The following is an 18,803-nucleotide window of genomic DNA, read 5'->3' on the forward strand; positions in this document are numbered from 1 at the left end:
ATTCTTAATAAGAATTAAAATAATAAATAACTAAAATAAAAAATTACTGACTTGCTGCTGCTTTCTTGATTGCTGCAACCGCAGCTTTCAATACACCTAATCCATCGATTTTGCCGTACAGAACAGAATCAATCACTTCAACGGGTTTGCCCGGTAATAACTTTTGGATCTCTGGCTGCATGTACGCAATTTGTGGGCCAAGCAGAACCAGATCTGCCACGCCGCCCTTCTCACCAGCCAGTGTTTCAGGGAATGCTTCAATAATGACCGGTACTTCATATTTCTCTGCTTGTACCTTCATTTTAGAAACCAGCAGAGAGGTGGACATTCCGGCGGAACAAAATAAATAGATGACTTTCTTTTCCATTATGAAACCCTCATATCCTATATAGATTGCGGACCTGACAACGTCTGCGTTCTAACCGGTGAGAACTCATCTACTGCCAATCAACAAAAATGACGAGTTGTCCCTGTTTGAATCGAGTATACGACATCACTTTAGAGTGGGGTAATTCAGAACTAACAAAAATCGTCTCTCCTTGACCACTTCCTATGACCCTTTTCACATTCTGGGCAAATAATTCGCGGAAATAAATAAGATTGGGGTGATGCACGGTAGGCATAATCCTACGGAGTCACTCCCGTCCACCTTACCTCATTCACCTATTTCAAGCGCTATCCGAGCCATCATGCCCTAAAGGAAAGCCAAAACCTGCGGCAAGAACAGAAGGTAAGAACATCGTTATTGTTGGCTGAGAAAAAAGATGGCTGGAACAAAGCAGTGAAAAACGCTAAACAAAATAGGGTTTATAAGGTTAGCGACAAATAAGACATCACGTTCTAATGTGTTGAGTCGTACTGCGCATGTTACCGCTTCAGCGTGAAATACAACTTCTCATGTATCACTGACAAAAAAGCCGCTGATGTCAGCGGCTTTAATTTTTATAACAATGGCTGGCACGTAAAAACGATCAGGCCTCAGCCATTTCGTCGCTTCCTACGCTCACCTCCACCACCTCAACCTGATTGGCTTTCAGCAGGTTGTGTAGCGCAATGCCTGGTGTTTCATCCGTAAACAGCGCTGTCATTTGCGCCACGTTCCCTATCTCAACCGCCGCAGAAGCGTGATATTTGGTATGATCGGCGGCCAGAAGCAGGTGCCGAGAATGTGCCATCATCGCTTGTGCCACGCTAGCTTCGTTCACATCAAACTCCAGCAAAGTACCATCACTTTCAATGGCACCTACGCTGGTCACCAGATAATCTGCACGAAAGCCTGCAACAAACGCATTGGCAGCCGGGCCGATAATTCCACCGTTGTGCGCCCGCAGCGTGCCGCCCGGTACCATCACCTCAAAGCGCGGATTCTTATAAAGAATGTGCGCCACCCGCAGGCTGTTAGTGATGATGCGCAGGTGATTATGGTTTAGCAGCGCCCGGGCAACCTGCTCAACGGTGGTACCAATGGTGATAAAAATGGTTGAGCCGTCGGGTATATAGTCAGCAATCGCCTCTGCGATCGCCTTTTTCTCTTCCGTCCATGAGACTTCGCGCTGTTCAAATGCGGTATTCACCACGCTGGAAGCACGTCCGGCACCACCATGGTGACGCGTGATCAATCCTTGATCGCTTAACTTACGAATATCGCGACGCACCGTTTGCGTGGATACATCCAGCAATTGCGCCAGCTCATCAATGTTCATGTACCCGCGATCGGCAATCAGCGTCAGCAACTGGTCGTGGCGCGGGTTACCGGTCAGTTCGGTAAGACTCATGGATTGTCCTCTGAAAACCATCTCATCCTGCATTCTATACATAAAGTGACAAAAAAGAGCGGGTTTGATCACAGTCAGGGATACCTGCGCGACCGCCTGGGCGCGTACATTTCAGCGCCGCAACGGCACTGGCAAAGCGAATCCCCTCTGCGCCCGCCACGCCTTGAGCCAGACTGAAAGCGAACGCGCCGTGGAACACATCTCCTGCACCAGTGGTATCCACCACATCCACAGAAAAGCCCGACTGGTGCGCAATTTCTTGATTCTCAAGCCAGAAACAGCCTTCGGCTCCATTAGTCACATACACATGTCCATTTGTGATCGTTTTTGAGTGTTTTAAGCCGATCATCAAATCCTGTTCGCCGCTCATTCGACGTAAACCTGGAGCGGAAAAAACCGCATGGTCGCTAAGACGAACCAAATCAGAGATATCCTGCGGGGTGATGTCGCCATCCAGCACCGTCATAACCCCCGCCGCTTTTGCTAGGGTAAAGGCTTTCTTCGTTCCGTCATGCCAGCGTACATCTGCCAAAACGACATCCCACTGACTGAAGTCGATATCGTCCAGCCAACTGGCGTCCATCAACAAATCAGGGCTTGGGTAATTCACAATGATACGTTCTCCCTGAGCATCCACTACGATGGCAGATTGTGATGATCGGGCGTTCTGGAAACGCTTTGTGTAACGGGTATTTACGCCAAAAGACTCCAGCTCCTGTAACAAGCTGGTTCCCGTATCATCGTCGCCCACGCGGCCGACAAAATCCACCTGCGCACCCAACTTTGCCGCAGCAACAGCGGCTGTGGCTGCTGGGCCGCCGCCCACTTCCCGATAGTTGTTCGCCACATACTTTCCCCCTTCCGTAGGCAAATTCCCAACGTAATAGATCCTATCCATCACGGCAATTCCGACACAAGCAATGCGAATCATAGTTTTTCCTTCCTCGTTAAGTCCTACCGTGATTTTAATTTGACCAATTGTTTAAAAAGTGACGGCTGTCAATTTTTTGACCATTAATTACAAATACGATCAAAAACAGACAACACAAACGCGCAATTTTTGACAAAACATGACACCACCAGCAGGAGAACAGTATGTCGGTCATCGCATTTATCGGACTGGGGCAGATGGGCACGCCGATGGCGAGCAATTTGCTCAGCAAGGGGCATTCGCTTCAGGTTTATGACGTCGATCCCTTGACCGTCAAAAAACTGGAAGCCAAAGGAGCGCGGCCCAGCGCATCGCCAGCACAGGCGGCGCAGGGAGCCGAATTTGTCATCACCATGCTGCCAAACGGCGATCTGGTGCGCTCGGTGCTGTTCGGTGAAAACGGCGTTTGCGAAGGCTTATCGCCGCAGGCGCTGGTTATCGATATGTCGACCATTCACCCGCTGCAAACCGACAAGCTGATTGCTGAGATGGCTGAGCGCGGTTTCAGCCTGATGGACGTGCCGGTAGGCCGCACGTCCGATAACGCCATTTCCGGCACGCTGCTTTTACTGGCCGGCGGCACCGAACAGCAGGTCAAACGCGCCACGCCGGTGCTGATGGCGATGGGCAGCGAGCTTATCAACGCCGGCGGGCCGGGGATGGGCATCCGCGTGAAACTTATCAACAACTACATGAGCATTGCCCTGAATGCGCTTTCCGCCGAAGCCGCCACGCTCTGCGAGGCTTTGGGTCTTGATCTTAACGTTGCGCTCAGCGTGATGAGCGGCACCGCCGCCGGAAAAGGCCATTTCACCACCACTTGGCCCAACAAAGTGCTCAAAGGCGACCTCTCCCCAGCCTTCATGATCGATCTGGCCCACAAAGATTTGGGTATCGCCCTCGACGTTGCCAATCAACTGCACGTCCCGATGCCGCTCGGCGCGGCCTCCCGCGAGGTTTACAACCAGGCCAGAGCTGCCGGACGCGGGCGCGAAGACTGGTCCGCCATTCTGGAGCAGGTCCGCGCCAGCGCGGGGCTTCACCACTGATTTTTACGTATCAACAAGGAATTAACCATGACGCAGTACACCCTGAAAGAGATTGCCCGTCCTTCTGGCGGTTTTGCGATGCTGGCCGTGGATCAGCGCGAAGCCATGCGGATGATGTTCGCGGCGGCAGGCGCAAAAGGGCCAGTCACCGATCAACATCTCACGGATTTCAAAGTGAACGCAGCCAAAACGCTGTCGCCGTTTGCCTCGGCGGTGCTGGTCGATCAGCAATTTTGCTATCACCAGATTGTTGAGCAGCAGGCAGTCGCCAAAAACTGCGCAATGATCGTCGCCGCCGACGCTTTCATCCCCGGCAACGGCATCCCCGTCGACAGCGTGATCATCGACAAAAACGTTGACGCGCAAAAAGCCCGGCTCGACGGCGCGAAAGCCCTGAAGCTGCTGGTGCTATGGCGCAGCGACGAAGATCCACAGCAGCGCCTGCACATGGTGCGTGAGTTTAATCAGCTGTGCCACAGCCACGGCCTGCTGAGCATTATCGAGCCGGTGGTTCGCCCGCCGCGCCGTGGCGACAAATTCGACCGCGAACAGGCGATTGTCGATGCGGCCAAAGAACTCGGGAACTGCGGCGCCGATCTCTACAAAGGGGAAATGCCTCTGTTCGGCAAAGGTGCGCAGAGCGAGCTGCTGCTGGCCGCGCAGAAGCTGAATGAACAAATCAGCATGCCGTGGGTGATCCTCTCTTCCGGCGTCGATGAAAAACTGTTTCCGCGCGCCGTGCGTGTCGCCATGCAGGCCGGAGCTTCCGGTTTCTTGGCCGGACGGGCGGTGTGGTCCTCCGTGGTGGGCCTGCCGGATACCGAACTGATGCTGAGCGACGTTTCAGCGCCGAAATTGCAACGTTTAGGCGAGATCGTCGACGAAATGATGGCCCGCCGCTAATAAAAGGATATTTCGATGAAATGGTTTAATACCCTGAGTCATAACCGTTGGCTCGAGCAGGAAACGGACAGAATTTTTGAATTCGGCAAGAATGCCGCCGTACCGACCGGCTTCGGCTGGCTCGGCAATAAAGGTCAGATTAAAACCGATCAGGGCACCCATCTGTGGATCACCGCCCGCATGCTGCACACCTATTCCGTTGCCGCAGGAATGGGCCGTCCGGGCGCTTATGCGCTGGTCGATCACGGCATCAACGCGCTCAACGGTGCGCTGCGCGATAAAAAATATGGCGGCTGGTACGCCTGCGTGAATGACGAAGGCGTTATCGATGCGTCCAAGCAAGGCTATCAGCACTTCTTCGTGCTGCTCGGGGCGGCAAGCGCTGTCACCACCGGCCACCCTGCCGCGCGCCAGCTTCTCGATGAAACCATTGAAATCATTGAGAAGTACTTCTGGAGTGAAGAAGAGCAGATGTGCTTGGAATCCTGGGACGAAGCCTTCAGCAAAACCGAAGACTATCGCGGCGGCAACGCCAATATGCACGCGGTGGAAGCCTTCCTGATTGTGTATGACGTGACCCACGACCGTAAATGGCTCGACCGCGCGCTGCGCGTGGCCTCGGTGATCATTCACGACGTCGCCCGCAAAGGCGAGTACCGGGTTAACGAGCATTTCGACACCCACTGGAATCCTATCCGCGATTACAACAAAGAGAATCCGGCCCACCGCTTCCGCGCCTATGGCGGCACGCCAGGGCACTGGATCGAGTGGGGCCGCCTGATGCTGCACCTGCGCGCCGCACTGGAAGCCCGCTTTGAAACACCGCCGGAATGGCTGCTGGAAGATGCGAAAGGGCTGTTCCACGCCACCATTCGCGACGCTTGGGCACCGGATGGCGCAGACGGCATCGTGTACACCGTCGGCTGGGACGGCAAGCCGATTGTGCGCGAGCGCGTGCGCTGGCCGATTGTCGAAGCGATGGGTACCGCCTATGCGCTGTGGACCGTCACCGGCGATCAGCAATACGAAACTTGGTATCAGACTTGGTGGGAGTACTGCATCAAGTACCTGATGGATTACGAGAACGGTTCATGGTGGCAGGAGCTCGACACCAACAACGAAGTCACCACCAAAGTCTGGGACGGTAAGCAGGATATTTATCATCTGCTGCACTGTCTGGTGATCCCACGTCTGCCGCTGGCTCCGGGGCTGGCACCAGCTGTCGCTGCCGGCTTGCTGGACAGCCTAGCAAAATAAAGCGAGGGAAAAAGCATGCATAAAAGTGGGATGACTATCGCGCTGGCTGCCGGTGAGTATCAGGCGAAAATTGTCACGGTGGGCGCGGGGATCGCTGCGTTAACCCATCGTGGTCGCCACGTGGTGATACCTCACCCACCGGAAGAGATGCCGTTGGCGCATTTGGGGAAGGTGCTAATCCCTTGGCCCAATCGCATCACCAGTGGACGTTATCAATTCGATGGCGAAACGTTTACCCCCGCGATCAACGATCGCGCTGGGAATAGCGCCATCCACGGATTGCTGGCGTGGCACAACTGGCAGGTTGTTGAACGCTCCACAACCCACGTAACGCTGTCGGCCTTTTTACCGCCAACCTATGGTTACCCTTTTATGCTTGCTTGCGAAGTGACGTATCAGCTTGACGAGGATACGGGTCTGAGCGCCCGCATTCTCAGCAAAAACATCGGGGACGTCACTGCGCCTTACGGCGCAGGCGTTCACCCCTATCTCACCTGCAATCTGCAATGCGTTGATGGCTGCGAACTGCAGTTACCCACCAGCAACCTATTTGATATTCAGACCTTAACGTTTTTTGCCAACACCAAACTCGATTTTCAGACGCAGCGGCGAATCGGCACCACGCAGATCGATCACAGCTTTGAGGCACGGCGGGATGACGCCCCGTGGGAAGTCAGGCTGGTTCATCCGCCCACCGAGATGTCCGTCCGGCTGCGCTCCAACCAACCGTGGCTTCAGGTCTATTCGGGCGAAAAACTCGCCAGAAAAGGGCTGGCCGTCGAACCGATGAGCTGCCCGCCGGATGCGTTTAATTCAGGTCTCGATCTGGTGCAACTCGCACCGGACGACACCCACTCGCTGAGCTTTAACATCGGCGTAAATAACTAAAACAACAATCATCCTTTACCCTACAACGGAGGTCACAATGACTTCGCAATACCCTGAAGTGAAACTGGTAACGCTCGACGATGGCTTCTCGCTGTCGTTTGAGGGGCGTCTTATTTTGCGCCATACCCGTCAGGCACCCTGCCTGTGGGTTGGCAGCGGAACGGCGGATATCGAGATGTTCCGCGGCAACTTCAGCATTCAGGACAAGCTGAACGAAAAAATTGCCCTGACGGACGTCGCAGTGATGAAACAAGGCGCGGGCTGGGCGATTCATTTTTCCCGTGGCGAAATCAACGCCACCCTAGCGGTCGGCTTCGACGACAGCCACCGTCTGACGCTGAAGCTGCATAACGATAACGCCAGTCATAACCGCATCTGGCTGCGTCTAGCGGCAAACCCAGACGATCACATTTACGGCTGCGGCGAACAGTTCTCCTATTTCGATCTGCGCGGTAAACCTTTCCCGCTGTGGACCAGCGAGCAGGGCGTGGGGCGCAACAAGAAAACCCACGTGACCTGGCTTGCCGACTGCAAAGAGAACGCGGGCGGCGACTATTATTGGACCTTCTTCCCGCAGCCGACATTTGTCAGCACGCAAAAGTACTACTGCCACGTCGATAACAGCGGCTATATGAATTTCGACTTCAGCGATCCGGGCTTTCACGAGCTGGCGTTTTGGGAAGATAACGCCACGATTCGTTTCGAATGTGCGGCAACCTACGTCGAAATTCTGGAAAAACTCACCGCCTTGCTGGGCCGTCAGCCGGAGCTACCGGACTGGGTTTACGACGGCGTGACGCTCGGCATTCAGGGCGGGACGGATATTTGCCAGCAAAAACTCGACACCATGCGCAACGCCGGGGTGAAGGTCAACGGCATCTGGGCGCAGGACTGGTCCGGCATTCGCATGACCTCCTTTGGCAAGCGCGTGATGTGGAACTGGAAATGGAGCCGGGAGCTTTATCCGCAGCTGGATCAGCGGATCGGCCAATGGAAACAGGAAGGCGTGCAGTATCTCACCTACATCAACCCCTATGTCGCCAGCGATCGTGATTTGTGCGAAGAGGCGGCGCAACGCGGCTATCTGACCAAAGACGCGGCGGGCAACGACTATCACGTGGAGTTCGGCGAGTTTTACGCCGGCGTTATCGATCTCACCAACCCGGAAGCCTACGGCTGGTACAAAGACGTCATTAAAAAGAACCTGATCGAACTGGGCTGCGGCGGCTGGATGGCCGATTTCGGCGAATATCTGCCGACCGATACCTTCCTGCATAACGGCGTGAGCGCGGAAATCATGCATAACGCTTGGCCTGCGCTGTGGGCGAAGTGCAACTACGACGCGCTGGAAGAAACTGGCAAGCTCGGCGACGTTCTGTTCTTTATGCGCGCGGGCTACACCGGCAGCCAGAAACATTCGCTGATGATGTGGGCGGGCGATCAGAACGTCGACTGGAGCCTCGATGATGGTCTGGCCTCGGTGATCCCGGCAGCGCTTTCCCTCGCCATGAGCGGCCACGGCCTGCATCACAGCGACATTGGCGGCTACACCACGCTGTTCGACATGAAACGCAGTAAAGAACTGCTGCTGCGCTGGTGTGATTTCAGCGCCTTCACCCCGATGATGCGCACCCACGAAGGCAATCGCCCCGGCGATAACTGGCAGTTCGACAGCGACGCGGAAACCATCGCCCATTTTGCCCGCATGACCACGGTGTTCACCACCCTGAAGCCTTATCTCAAACAGGCCGTGGCACAAAACGCGAAAAGCGGTTTGCCGGTGATGCGCCCGCTGTTCCTGCATTACGAAGACGACGCCCGCAGCTATGACCTGAAATACCAGTATCTGCTGGGCCGCGATTTACTGGTAGCCCCGGTTCATGAACAGGGGCGCAGCGACTGGACCCTGTATCTGCCGGAGGATAAATGGATCCACGCGTGGACGGGCAAAGCGTATCACGGCGGTGAAGTGACGGTTGCCGCGCCGCTCGGCCAGCCGCCGGTCTTTTATCGTGCAGACAGCGAATGGCAGCCGCTTTTCAGCCAGCTTTGCGCCCTGCCACACGGAGAATAACCATGGATTTCTTCACTCTGTTTACGCCTGACGGTATTCAGCTGGATGCGGGCGTTGTGGCTATCGTGATTGCCATCATGTTCATGTACACCTTTGTCGGGATCTGCGCCGGGTTTGGCGGTGCGCTGACCACCATGCCGCTAGTGACGCTGTTGCTGCCGCTAAAAATGGCCGCACCGATGTCGGTGATTGTCGGCACGGCAACGGCGCTGTATGCCACGTGGCTGTCGCGCAAGGAAACCAACTGGAAATCAGCGCTGGTGCTGATCCTGTTCTCCTTTGCCGGTATTCCGGTGGGCCTTTATGCGCTCTCTTATCTGCCCGATCACATCATGAAAATTGGCCTCGGCGCGTTCCTGATCCTCTACTCCTTTTACAGCCTGTTTATTCCCCGCCTGCCGGTTTATGACAAAAACTGGATTGCGATGCCGATTGGCGCGATTGCCGGGGCGTTAGGCTCGGCATTTTCCACCAACGGGCCGCCGGTGGTGATTTACGGCATGCTGCGAAATCTGGCCCCTGCCGCTTTTCGCGGCACGCTCAACGCCTTCTTCACCGCCAACAATATCGCCATTATCGGCGGTCTGGCCACCAGCGGCATTCTGACCGTGTCCACTCTTAAACTGGTGTTGTTCTGCGTACCGACGATGATCCTGGGCTCGCTGGTTGGGCAGTACGTACATAAACGCATCCCGGTGAACATCTTCAGGGTAATGGTCTTCTTGCTGTTGATTGCCTCTGGCGCGATGCTTATCAAAGGTGCGACGGGGATTTCCGCATTGAGCGCGCTGTTGCCTGCCTTTGGTTTGCTGCTGGTGCTGCATCTGCTGTTTGGCAAAAAGGTCGCGGCTATTCGCGCGGCAAATCAGGCTTAATGGGGAACAGATAATGACTGAGAACCACAGCGATCCGGCCAAATTACGCCTGCCGTTAAAAGAGAAAATTGCCTATGGGATGGGGGATTTAGGCTCCAATATCCTGCTGGATATCGGCACGCTTTATCTGCTGAAATTCTACACCGACGTGCTGGGGCTGCCCGGCACCTACGGCGGGATCATCTTCCTGGTGGCGAAATTCTTTACCGCGTTTACCGATATGGGCACCGGGATCATGCTCGATTCGCGCCGCAACATTGGGCCGAAAGGCAAATTCCGCCCGTTTGTGCTGTATGCCGCGTTCCCGGTCACGCTGCTGGCGATCGCCAATTTTGTCGGCACGCCGTTTGAGATCGGCGGAAAAACCGTGGTGGCGACGCTGCTGTTCATGCTGTACGGGCTGGTATTCAGCATGATGAACTGCTCTTACGGTGCGATGGTGCCTGCGATCACCAAAAATCCGCATGAACGTGCGTCGTTGGCGGCGTGGCGTCAGGGCGGGGCAACGCTAGGCCTGCTGCTGTGTACCGTGGGCTTTGTGCCAGTGATGAACCTGATGGAGGGCAATCCGCAGCGCGGCTATATCTTCGCGGCCACGCTGTTCTCATTGTGCGGTTTGCTGTGCATGTGGGGCTGTTATTCCGGCGTGAAAGAGCGCTACGTCGAAGCGCAACCGGCGAATAGCGCGCAAAAACCAGGGCTGCTCGCCTCTTTTCGCGCTATCGCTGGAAACCGCCCGCTGTTTATTCTCTGCATCGCCAACCTGTGTACGCTGGGGGCGTTCAACGTCAAACTTGCCATTCAGGTTTATTACACCCAGTACGTGCTCAACGACCCGATCCTGCTTTCGTGGATGGGGTTCTTCAGCATGGGCTGTATTTTCATCGGCGTATTCCTGATGCCCAGCGCGGTTCGTCGCTTCGGCAAGAAAAAGGTCTACATCGGCGGGTTGTTGATTTGGGTGGCTGGCGATGTGCTGAACTACACGCTGGGCGGCAGTTCGGTGAGCTTTGTCGCGTTTTCCTGCTTGGCATTTTTCGGTTCGGCGTTCGTCAACAGCCTGAACTGGGCGCTGGTGTCCGACACCGTGGAATATGGCGAATGGCGCACCGGCGTGCGTTCGGAAGGCACGGTTTACACCGGTTTCACCTTCTTTCGCAAAGTCTCTCAGGCGCTGGCGGGCTTTTTTCCCGGCCTGATGTTAACGCAAATCGGCTATGTGCCTAACGTGGTTCAATCTGCCCGAACCGTCGAAGGATTGCGGGAGCTGATCTTCATCTGGCCCTGCGCGCTGGCGGTGGTCACCATTGTGGCCATGGGCTGCTTCTATAACCTCAACGAAAAAATGTACGTGCGCATCGTTGAGGAGATAGAAACCCGCAAACGGCTGGCCTGACATAACAACGAGATAAAGCCCATGAGCACTCACGATCCGCTAACCCTGCCGCTGAGCCTGCGCGAGAAATGCGCCTACGGCATCGGCGATTTAGGCTCTAACCTGATGCTGAGCATCGGCACGTTGTATCTGCTGAAGTTCTATACCGACCAGCTGGGGATGCCCGCGTTTTACGGCGGCATTATCTTTCTGGTGGCGAAGTTCTTTACGGCGTTCACCGATATGCTGACCGGCGTACTGCTGGATTCACGGCGCAATATTGATGCGAAAGGGAAATTCAGGCCGTTTATTCTGTATGCCGCCTTGCCCGTGGCAATCGTCGCCTCGGCGCAGTTTATGGCGAACGACTTCAGTCTGACGGTCAAAACAGCCCTCGCCACGGTGCTGTTTATGCTGTTTGGCCTGTTCTACAGCCTGATGAACTGCTCCTACGGCGCGATGGTGCCGGCGATCACCAAAAATCCGCAGGAGCGGGCGCATCTGGCGGCTTGGCGTCAGGGCGGCGCGACGCTTGGGCTGCTGCTGTGTACGGTCGGGTTTATGCCGGTTCAGGCGATGTTCGTGGGAAAACCGTCGCTCGGCTATTTAGTGGCGGCGCTGTTATTCGCCACTGGCGGATTATTTTGCATGTGGTGGTGCTACAGCGGCGTCAAGGAACGCTATGTGGAGATCACGCCCGGCTATCACAAACCCAGCATGATGAAATCGTTCTGCGCTATCTTCCGCAATCCGCCGCTGCTGGTGCTGTGCATCGCCAATCTTTGCTCGCTGGCGGCGTTTAACATCAAGCTCGCCATTCAGGTTTATTACACCCAGTACGTGCTCAATGATGTTCATCTTCTCGCATGGATGGGCTTTTTCAGTATGGGTTGTATTTTGATTGGCGTGTTTCTGGTACCTACTGCGGTAAAACACTTCGGCAAGAAACAGGTTTATCTCGGCGGGCTAATCTTATGGGCCGTTGGCGATATGCTGAATTTTACCTTTGGCAGTACTTCGGTGCTGTTTGTGCTGTTTTCCTGCATGGCCTTTTTTGGCACCGCATTTGTCAACAGCCTGAACTGGGCGCTGGTACCGGACACCGTGGATTACGGCGAGTGGAAAACGGGGATCCGCGCAGAAGGCTCGGTGTATACCGGCTATACCTTCTCGCGCAAAATCTCAGCGGCGCTGGCGGGTTTCCTGCCCGGCATCATGCTGACGCAAATCGGCTATGTGCCAAACGCGATTCAGAGCACAGGCACGCTTCTGGGTCTGCGCCAGCTGATATTCCTCTGGCCCTGCGGGCTGGCGATTATCGCGGCAATCACGATGGGACTCTTTTACAAGCTCAACGAAACGCGGTTTGCGCTGATCATTGAAGAGATTGGGAAACGGAAATCACAGCTAAACGCTCCTCTGCCCGTCGCTCAAAACAATGAACAACCGGCTGCCGCGAGGTGACAGGGTTGTCTAGCGGGACATCGCTTAAACGGGCCGGACCTGTAGCAGATAACAGAAAAGCTTCTGAAGTCAGAGGCTTTTCGTTCAGATGAAAGATTCGCCCATGGCGAGAATAACAGGCAGGCTGTAGTGAAGCCTATTGCGGCTTACTTGGCGGCTACCTTCCTGTTGAACTTGTAAGTAAGACTTACAGGTTGAATTTTGTTCAAGTTCGCCTTCTTCATAGATCGCTTTAATGTGCTGTGTAACGGCCTGGGGAGTGATCTGATAAAGGCTTGCGATGGTTGCCTGAGAGAGCCATAACGTCTCTTGCTCAAAGCGGCATTCAACACGAACTTCACCGTCATCGCTGGCAAACATAACAAATTCGCCTGCCGGGGATTGGGTTAAGTATTTATCTGTCATACCGTCTCCGCTTTGTAGTGGTCAACTAATTCAGGACACTCTGTTAGTCCTTTTCCATTGGTTTTCATATTCGCAGGGCGATACCCCTCCGTTATGCGTGTGAGGCCGACGGGTATTGTAATAACTCACCCATCTGCTTATATCTGCCATTGCCTCATCTGTATCTCTGTAGCCCCGGCGAGGGACCCATTCGCTTTTCAGACTCCTGAAGAACCGCTCCATCGGCGCATTATCCCAGCAGTGTCCCCGACGACTCATGCTCTGGACGACACCGTTTCTCCACAGGAGCTGCCGGAACTTCTTACTGCTGTACTGGCTCCCCTGATCACTGTGGAACAGTAATCTCCCCCGGATATGTCGGCTTTCCAGCGCATTTCTCATCGCTTTGCATACCAGTTCTGCATCTGGTGAACCTGATATTGCCGAACCCACCACGCGCCGTGAGTTCAGCTCCATCACCACCGCCAGATAGCACCATCCACCATTTATGCGTAGATAACTGATATCCCCGCACCAGGCCTGATTGGGCACCGATGGACTGAACGCTCGCCTGAGCAGGTTTGATGAAGCGGCGCTTTCTTCTTTACAGCCCCGGTAACGGTGTTCACCAAGCTGACAACTGACCAGGTCACACTCTTTCATCAAGCGACGTGCCAGCCACCGTCCCACGTTCAGATTTTCCTGACGTAACAGCGTACTCAGCGTTCGGCTACCTGCGCTGCCACGACTTTCAGCATGCAGTTCCCGAAGACGACTGCGCAGCTTCATCCGCCGGACATCCACTGTTTTGTGAAGACTGGCGTAGTAGCCACTGCGCGATATTTTCAGCAACCGACACAACTCTGCGACCGGCCACTTCTGGCTCAGCCGTGTGATTAACGCGCAGGTTTGAACGGTAACTCGCTCATCAGCACGGCCGCCTGCTTTAGTATTTCTTTCTCCATTTCCAGCTGTTTTATCCGGGCCTTCAGTTGCTGGATTTCACGCTGTTCGGGTGTCAGAGCCACCGTGCCGGGCAGAGTAATGCCTGACATTTCAGCTTTATATTGTCTTATCCATCGACACAACTGGCTGGGGTCAAGCTCCAGCGCCCGGGCGATGTCCACCACGCGTTGATGATGCCTGATGACTTGTTCAATGGCTTCGAGCTTAAATTCGGGTGAAAATTTTCGATTGGTTTTTTTTATCTGTGTCATGGGTTACCTCATTGTTTATCGCTACTTTAGCTGACTCATGAGGTGTCCTGGATTATTAAACCACTACAGAACCGTGTTTACGCGCACCGGCTGGAAGAACTGAAACAGCAAAACCCCGTTTAAAATCCGCTACAAAATACTGCTATTTAATTCAATTAAACCATGCATTACGGTGCATGGTTTTGCATGTAAAACCCCGTATTTTTCACACCTGAACACCCCAGAGCTGGTGCGGCACCGGGGTGTTCATGCACCTGCATTAAAACCGACCCATGAAGCGGGCAGGCGTGGCGGGGAGAGCATTGCGCGCGACCGTTGTGTGAATTTTTTCTTTTCCTCTGAAATATCATAATTAACTATTATGAAATAAATAAAAGTTAACTCACAGGTGATTTAATAACACTATTATTTCTTTGTGGACTATCTTGACCCCGATTATGATGTAATCATTTTCGAGGCCAATAAGAGTAATTACTATATTAAAACTAATTATACTAACTTTGGTAGTGTGCTGTTATATATCCAATGATTGACTTTGAGCTTAACAAGTGAATATCTTATAATATATTCCCAGTCATAATTAAACTCGGGGTTTTTCTCAATAAAATTGTTTAAGATAATGTTGTAAGTTGCGTGATTTACTAACCCTCCCAATAGTAGATTTCTATGGTTTCTTAAATCCCTAGCATTTCTCCAGAAGGAGTTGCTTATTGCTTCATTGTGCCAGAGTGGGATTTTTACTGTTCTTATATGATAATTTATTTGCTTTCTTATGATAAAATTGAGATTGTGATTGGCTGTAATAACATAATTCATATCAATACCGATATTCGGTCTTTCTTTAAAGATCACATATATAAGCGGCTCATCTCTTTCCAATAATGAAAAATCATCATAGAAGGGATTGACGAATCTTCTCCATTTACTAAAGGATTTTTTTGATCCTTTATCTCTATTGCAGTCTCCACAACATGGTATGAAATTATCTGGAAGAAATGAGAACTGAGGTAATAATGCTTGATTATAGTAATGATCTAACGTTCGGCAAGGGGATACCCCACAATAAGGACATAGCAACCCGCTTTGAGCATAGAGTTGTCGAATAGAATCTATATATTCTGTTTTTCTTATTTTGCTTGGGTTGTAATATATCCAGCCAAGTACTGTTTTGTATTTTGATAGGTTTTTTCTAGCGTTATGCGATAAGTGACCATTCTGACTCATTTCGTAGTGATAATTATTCATTTCACTAATGAGATCATCTTTTTTATTTCTTAAGCCAGAAATTCCACTTGGCTCATCGAGAGATAAAATGGAGTCTAGAGAAGATCTTAAATCTAAGTTTCTAATTATCTCATCAAAGCCATTGGGTTTAGATAGTATTCTCATTTTGAATTCTTCTCCAGTATTATTTTATTTAATACATCAGAAGGTAAATGAGCATACTGCACTAGTATCTCATTAATTGTTTTATTTCTAGCAATATTTGACAGTTCCTCTCTGAATAATGCATTGGAGTATAAGTCGCCAAATACATCTATCATTATTTGGTGTGTGTCTGCTCCAAAAGTTTCTATTTTCGGAGTTTGATATTGCGTTTTATTATCCCGTCTATGCAAAATTGTAATTTGCTCTGATGGAATCTCTCTCAGTACTAAAGCAGAATGAGTGGCTATAATCGCTATAGAATTAGTGTCCCTGAGAATATGTGTTAATAAATTAATAAAATGAGTTAACAAACTTGGGTGTAAAAAATTTTCAGGCTCCTCTATAAGTATCAAGCTATTACTTTCTATCGTGGAAATTAGAGAAAACATGCTAACTAAAAATGATAACTGACCAGAGCTTAAAGTGAAAGGTCCATCATTATTGTAGAATTGGATATCTACATCAGGAAGAGCATATTCGATTTCTGAGTTTGTTATTAGATCTAAATTAGAGCTTAAACTAATTAAACCATAGCGGCCAGTTAACTCGGAAAAGCTAGCATAAAAATGCTCTTCGAGATTTGTCTTTATTGAAAAAGAGTAATTGGGGATAATTTCTTGTGTAACTTTATCAAGAAAATATCCCTATTCAAAACTACCTCGTTTATTTGAATCTCTCTTTTGTATCTTATCTAAAAGAGAGAGTAGTGTTATTTTTTTACCTCTTGGAAAGATTTTATTATAATATTTCTCAGATGTTATGGATACAAAGTGATAATTATTTAATTTTGTCTTGTTTCTTGTTACATTTGCTGGCCTGTAACATTTGTCATTAATTGTATTAGATAAAACAATCATTCGGCTAAATACCGCCCCCGGTGACCTGATGCCTATATCCGAGGAAATGGATTGCTTTATAATGTTATTCATTAAATATGTCTTACCACTACCATTTTTACCAATTAATGAATGGATTGGGATTTTAATATTCGTTCTATTCTCTAGGTTTAAATTATATGTGCTGTTATTTTCAGTGTGTATAGTAAAAGAAGAAGGTGGTTGTATTTGGTAAATAACCCCATCATCCGCATTGAAATATTTATAGCCATAATTAAATGCATACGTACTAAAAGTGCTATCCAGTAACAACATAAAGAAGGTTTTGTCTGAATATCTTTCAATATATGCTTTGTTTCTTATTATGTTGTAATTTACGCCAAAATCCTTAATGGATTTTAGTAGAGATAAAGATTCACTTAGTACTAGTTTGTTACTAATATACCTATAACCATCTTCAGACATTTGGGATATAAAATCATATTTTAATTCCTTTTTGACGGCATGCAAGGATATATCTGTTCTAAATAAAATGTCGAATAAATCAGATTCATTTGTGTCTGCGCCAATGAATAACATTTTCATTGAGCTTTTAATTTCTTCGTCTATATATTTATTTTTATCATTGTGTTCTTTCTGAAGATACATGTCTATATCTAAAATATAGATGCTTTTATTAAGATGTTTTTTTTCCATATTTTGTAACATCATTAATGTGCAAAATTACTTCGGCATTTTCGTTTTTCCTGCTGAAGTATATGTTTTTGGGATTTATCATTGTTACTCCTTATATCTAAAAAAGATGGTATGTATGCATTTATTTTAAAAAAATCTACTGGGGAATGACTATATGTTCTGAATACCACTGCATCATCTTTTTTCTGTTTTCAAGATACTGGGCATGGTTATACGTACCGCGAATACTATTCTTATCTACATGCGCCAACTGCATTTCAATCCACGCGCTATCAAATCCCTGTTCATGCAATATTGTCGACATTGTGTGTCTGAAACCGTGACCTGTAGCACGGCCTTTGTAGCCAAGTAACTCAATCACTTGTGTCACACTTTCCTTACAGATTGGTTTACTGCGGTTGTTTCTTCCAATAAAAATGTAGGGATAATGACCGGTAATAGGTTTGAGCTGCTTAAAGAGGTCAATTACCTGAGTGGATAAAGGAACGATGTGAGGCCTACGCATTTTCATCCGTTCTGCCGGTATTTCCCATATCCCTTTTTCGAGATCTACCTCGTCCCACGTAGCAAAGCGTAGCTCTTGAGTTCGCACACCTGTAAGTATGATTATCTTCGTCGCATTCTTAGTAATAATGCTGCCCGTGTAGGCTTCAAGATCTCGGATAAAGTGGGGTAACTCTTCAGCGGATAAAAATGGATGGTGCTTTTGCTTAGGAACGGCCAGAGCGATAGCTAAATCAGGCGCAGGATTGTACTCAGCACGGCCAGTTATGATTGCGTAGCGATAAACCTCACCGCACCTCTGACGCACCTTACGTGTTTTCTCTAGTGCTCCACGCTTCTCTATTCGTCGCAGCACTTCAAGCAGTTCCAGTGGTTTTATCTCACTAATGGGGCGCTTACCAATGTACGGAAAAACATCTTGCTCAAATGTCTTAATGATTTCTTCGCGGTAAGCCACCGTCCAACGATCTGCTTTATTTGTGTGCCACTCCCGGCATATAACTTCGAATGAGTTTTCTGTTGAGAGCTGCTGTGCGAGCTTTTGAGCTTTGCGTTCTTCGACTGGATCAATGCCATTTGCCACCTGCTTGCGTGCTGTCTCGCGTTTGTCGCGTGCCTCTGCAAGCGAGACGAGACTGTAGGAACCAAATGACATTAACCGGGCTTTTCCTGCAAACCGGTAGCGGAACCTCCATCCTTTGCTCCCGTCGGGATTTATGAGCAAGGATAAGCCTTGTCCATCATTGAGGGTGTAGGGCTTGTCTTGTGCCTTAGCGCGTCGGATTTGTATGTCTGTAAGTGGCATGTGTATAAGTGAAATCTGTGTATAAAAAAATTATACACACCACTATACATATTTTTCGTGGATTTAGGGAGATCCCCTCGGACTGATACGGATGACGCTATTAGATAACTTGCTGTAAATAATGGGTTTAAATGACTTTGTCGGACATGGCGAGACGATAATTGGCGGAAGATCACAGGAGTCGAACCTGCCCGGGACCGCTGGCGGCCCCAACTGGATTTGAAGTCCAGCCGCCCCACCGGGGACGATGATCTTCCATTGGGAGATCTGAAGAGTCGGCGATTATACCCTGAAAAACCCTACGTGCTAAGCGGAAAATCCCAGTTTCGCGATGTCTTCTTC

Annotated in this window: 16 protein-coding genes, 1 tRNA gene and 1 pseudogene; 8 read left to right on the forward strand and 10 right to left on the reverse strand. The window is 50.5% G+C overall.

The annotated features are described in order from the left end of the window. Nucleotides 1–43: 43 nt before the first annotated feature. From AB3Y96_RS21775 to AB3Y96_RS21785, 3 genes are all read right to left on the reverse strand, one after another. Nucleotides 44–367 (reverse strand): PTS sugar transporter subunit IIB, encoded by a 324-nt coding sequence (locus AB3Y96_RS21775; protein ID WP_072307156.1) that lies wholly within the window; start codon nt 365–367, stop codon nt 44–46. Between the two features lie 604 nt (nt 368–971). Then, a complete protein-coding gene (locus tag AB3Y96_RS21780; RefSeq protein ID WP_072307155.1) occupies nt 972–1,775 on the reverse strand; it encodes a DeoR/GlpR family DNA-binding transcription regulator in 804 nt (267 codons plus the stop codon). Between the two features lie 34 nt (nt 1,776–1,809). After that, a complete protein-coding gene (locus AB3Y96_RS21785) occupies nt 1,810–2,706 on the reverse strand; it encodes a sugar kinase (protein ID WP_072307154.1) in 897 nt (298 codons plus the stop codon). Between the two features lie 164 nt (nt 2,707–2,870). Between AB3Y96_RS21785 and yihU the strand changes: the two genes are divergently transcribed. Genes yihU through AB3Y96_RS21825 form a run of 8 tightly spaced genes read left to right on the forward strand, consistent with a single transcriptional unit; the run spans nt 2,871 to nt 12,591 of the window. Further along, the gene (gene yihU / locus AB3Y96_RS21790; protein WP_072307153.1) at nt 2,871–3,755 is read left to right on the forward strand and encodes a sulfolactaldehyde 3-reductase; all 885 of its coding nucleotides are present in this window, start codon (nt 2,871–2,873) and stop codon (nt 3,753–3,755) included. A 27-nt stretch (nt 3,756–3,782) separates the two neighbouring features. Further along, the gene (gene yihT / locus AB3Y96_RS21795) at nt 3,783–4,658 is read left to right on the forward strand and encodes a sulfofructosephosphate aldolase (RefSeq protein ID WP_072307152.1); all 876 of its coding nucleotides are present in this window, start codon (nt 3,783–3,785) and stop codon (nt 4,656–4,658) included. Nucleotides 4,659–4,673: 15 nt separating this feature from the next. Continuing rightward, complete coding sequence (yihS, locus tag AB3Y96_RS21800; protein WP_072307151.1) at nt 4,674–5,915, forward strand: sulfoquinovose isomerase; 1,242 nt, start codon at nt 4,674–4,676, stop codon at nt 5,913–5,915. 15 nt (nt 5,916–5,930) lie between these two features. After that, a complete protein-coding gene (locus AB3Y96_RS21805; RefSeq protein ID WP_367300200.1) occupies nt 5,931–6,803 on the forward strand; it encodes an aldose-1-epimerase in 873 nt (290 codons plus the stop codon). 37 nt (nt 6,804–6,840) lie between these two features. Beyond that, a complete protein-coding gene (locus AB3Y96_RS21810) occupies nt 6,841–8,877 on the forward strand; it encodes an alpha-glucosidase (RefSeq protein WP_367300201.1) in 2,037 nt (678 codons plus the stop codon). Between the two features lie 2 nt (nt 8,878–8,879). Beyond that, on the forward strand, nt 8,880–9,752 hold the full coding sequence (locus AB3Y96_RS21815; RefSeq protein WP_072307148.1) for a sulfite exporter TauE/SafE family protein: 873 nt from the start codon (nt 8,880–8,882) through the stop codon (nt 9,750–9,752). Nucleotides 9,753–9,765: 13 nt separating this feature from the next. Continuing rightward, on the forward strand, nt 9,766–11,148 hold the full coding sequence (locus tag AB3Y96_RS21820; RefSeq protein WP_367300202.1) for an MFS transporter: 1,383 nt from the start codon (nt 9,766–9,768) through the stop codon (nt 11,146–11,148). 21 nt (nt 11,149–11,169) lie between these two features. Further along, complete coding sequence (locus AB3Y96_RS21825; protein ID WP_367300203.1) at nt 11,170–12,591, forward strand: MFS transporter; 1,422 nt, start codon at nt 11,170–11,172, stop codon at nt 12,589–12,591. A 99-nt stretch (nt 12,592–12,690) separates the two neighbouring features. Here AB3Y96_RS21825 and AB3Y96_RS21830 read toward each other — a convergent pair. The 7 genes and pseudogenes from AB3Y96_RS21830 to AB3Y96_RS21860 form a co-directional block, all read right to left on the reverse strand. Next, a pseudogene (locus tag AB3Y96_RS21830) lies at nt 12,691–12,996 on the reverse strand (hypothetical protein); the annotation flags it as partial. Between the two features lie 30 nt (nt 12,997–13,026). Continuing rightward, nucleotides 13,027–14,192, reverse strand: a protein-coding gene (locus AB3Y96_RS21835) for an IS3 family transposase (protein ID WP_367300204.1) whose coding sequence is annotated in 2 segments (ribosomal slippage) — nt 13,027–13,925 and nt 13,925–14,192 — 1,167 coding nt in all. Because the reading frame shifts where the segments join, the coding sequence is not laid out codon by codon here. Between the two features lie 489 nt (nt 14,193–14,681). Continuing rightward, a complete protein-coding gene (locus AB3Y96_RS21840; protein ID WP_367300205.1) occupies nt 14,682–15,581 on the reverse strand; it encodes a hypothetical protein in 900 nt (299 codons plus the stop codon). After that, nucleotides 15,578–16,234: an AAA family ATPase gene (locus AB3Y96_RS21845; RefSeq protein ID WP_367300363.1), complete on the reverse strand. Its 657-nt coding sequence runs from the start codon at nt 16,232–16,234 to the stop codon at nt 15,578–15,580. Before AB3Y96_RS21845 ends, AB3Y96_RS21840 begins: the two co-directional genes overlap by 4 nt. 30 nt (nt 16,235–16,264) lie before the next feature. Continuing rightward, a complete protein-coding gene (locus AB3Y96_RS21850) occupies nt 16,265–17,152 on the reverse strand; it encodes a hypothetical protein (protein ID WP_367300206.1) in 888 nt (295 codons plus the stop codon). 136 nt (nt 17,153–17,288) lie between these two features. Then, complete coding sequence (locus tag AB3Y96_RS21855) at nt 17,289–18,461, reverse strand: tyrosine-type recombinase/integrase (protein ID WP_367300207.1); 1,173 nt, start codon at nt 18,459–18,461, stop codon at nt 17,289–17,291. A 162-nt stretch (nt 18,462–18,623) separates the two neighbouring features. Next, nucleotides 18,624–18,718: transfer RNA gene (locus AB3Y96_RS21860), tRNA-Sec, on the reverse strand. Nucleotides 18,719–18,803 lie beyond the last annotated feature (85 nt).

The sequence above is a fragment of the Hafnia alvei genome (genome assembly GCF_964063325.1).
GTDB classification, from domain to species: domain Bacteria; phylum Pseudomonadota; class Gammaproteobacteria; order Enterobacterales; family Enterobacteriaceae; genus Hafnia; species Hafnia alvei_B.

Bases quoted from the DNA above. Each gene is read 5' to 3' on its own strand.
- yihU (WP_072307153.1), top strand. From the start codon at position 2,871: ATGTCGGTCATCGCATTTATCGGACTGGGGCAGATGGGCACGCCGATG.
- AB3Y96_RS21775 (WP_072307156.1), bottom strand. From the start codon at position 367: ATGGAAAAGAAAGTCATCTATTTATTTTGTTCCGCCGGAATGTCCACC.
- AB3Y96_RS21805 (WP_367300200.1), top strand. From the start codon at position 5,931: ATGCATAAAAGTGGGATGACTATCGCGCTGGCTGCCGGTGAGTATCAG.
- AB3Y96_RS21825 (WP_367300203.1), top strand. From the start codon at position 11,170: ATGAGCACTCACGATCCGCTAACCCTGCCGCTGAGCCTGCGCGAGAAA.
- AB3Y96_RS21820 (WP_367300202.1), top strand. From the start codon at position 9,766: ATGACTGAGAACCACAGCGATCCGGCCAAATTACGCCTGCCGTTAAAA.
- AB3Y96_RS21815 (WP_072307148.1), top strand. From the start codon at position 8,880: ATGGATTTCTTCACTCTGTTTACGCCTGACGGTATTCAGCTGGATGCG.
- AB3Y96_RS21785 (WP_072307154.1), bottom strand. From the start codon at position 2,706: ATGATTCGCATTGCTTGTGTCGGAATTGCCGTGATGGATAGGATCTAT.
- yihS (WP_072307151.1), top strand. From the start codon at position 4,674: ATGAAATGGTTTAATACCCTGAGTCATAACCGTTGGCTCGAGCAGGAA.
- AB3Y96_RS21810 (WP_367300201.1), top strand. From the start codon at position 6,841: ATGACTTCGCAATACCCTGAAGTGAAACTGGTAACGCTCGACGATGGC.
- AB3Y96_RS21780 (WP_072307155.1), bottom strand. From the start codon at position 1,775: ATGAGTCTTACCGAACTGACCGGTAACCCGCGCCACGACCAGTTGCTG.
- AB3Y96_RS21840 (WP_367300205.1), bottom strand. From the start codon at position 15,581: ATGAGAATACTATCTAAACCCAATGGCTTTGATGAGATAATTAGAAAC.
- AB3Y96_RS21850 (WP_367300206.1), bottom strand. From the start codon at position 17,152: ATGGAAAAAAAACATCTTAATAAAAGCATCTATATTTTAGATATAGAC.
- yihT (WP_072307152.1), top strand. From the start codon at position 3,783: ATGACGCAGTACACCCTGAAAGAGATTGCCCGTCCTTCTGGCGGTTTT.
- AB3Y96_RS21855 (WP_367300207.1), bottom strand. From the start codon at position 18,461: ATGCCACTTACAGACATACAAATCCGACGCGCTAAGGCACAAGACAAG.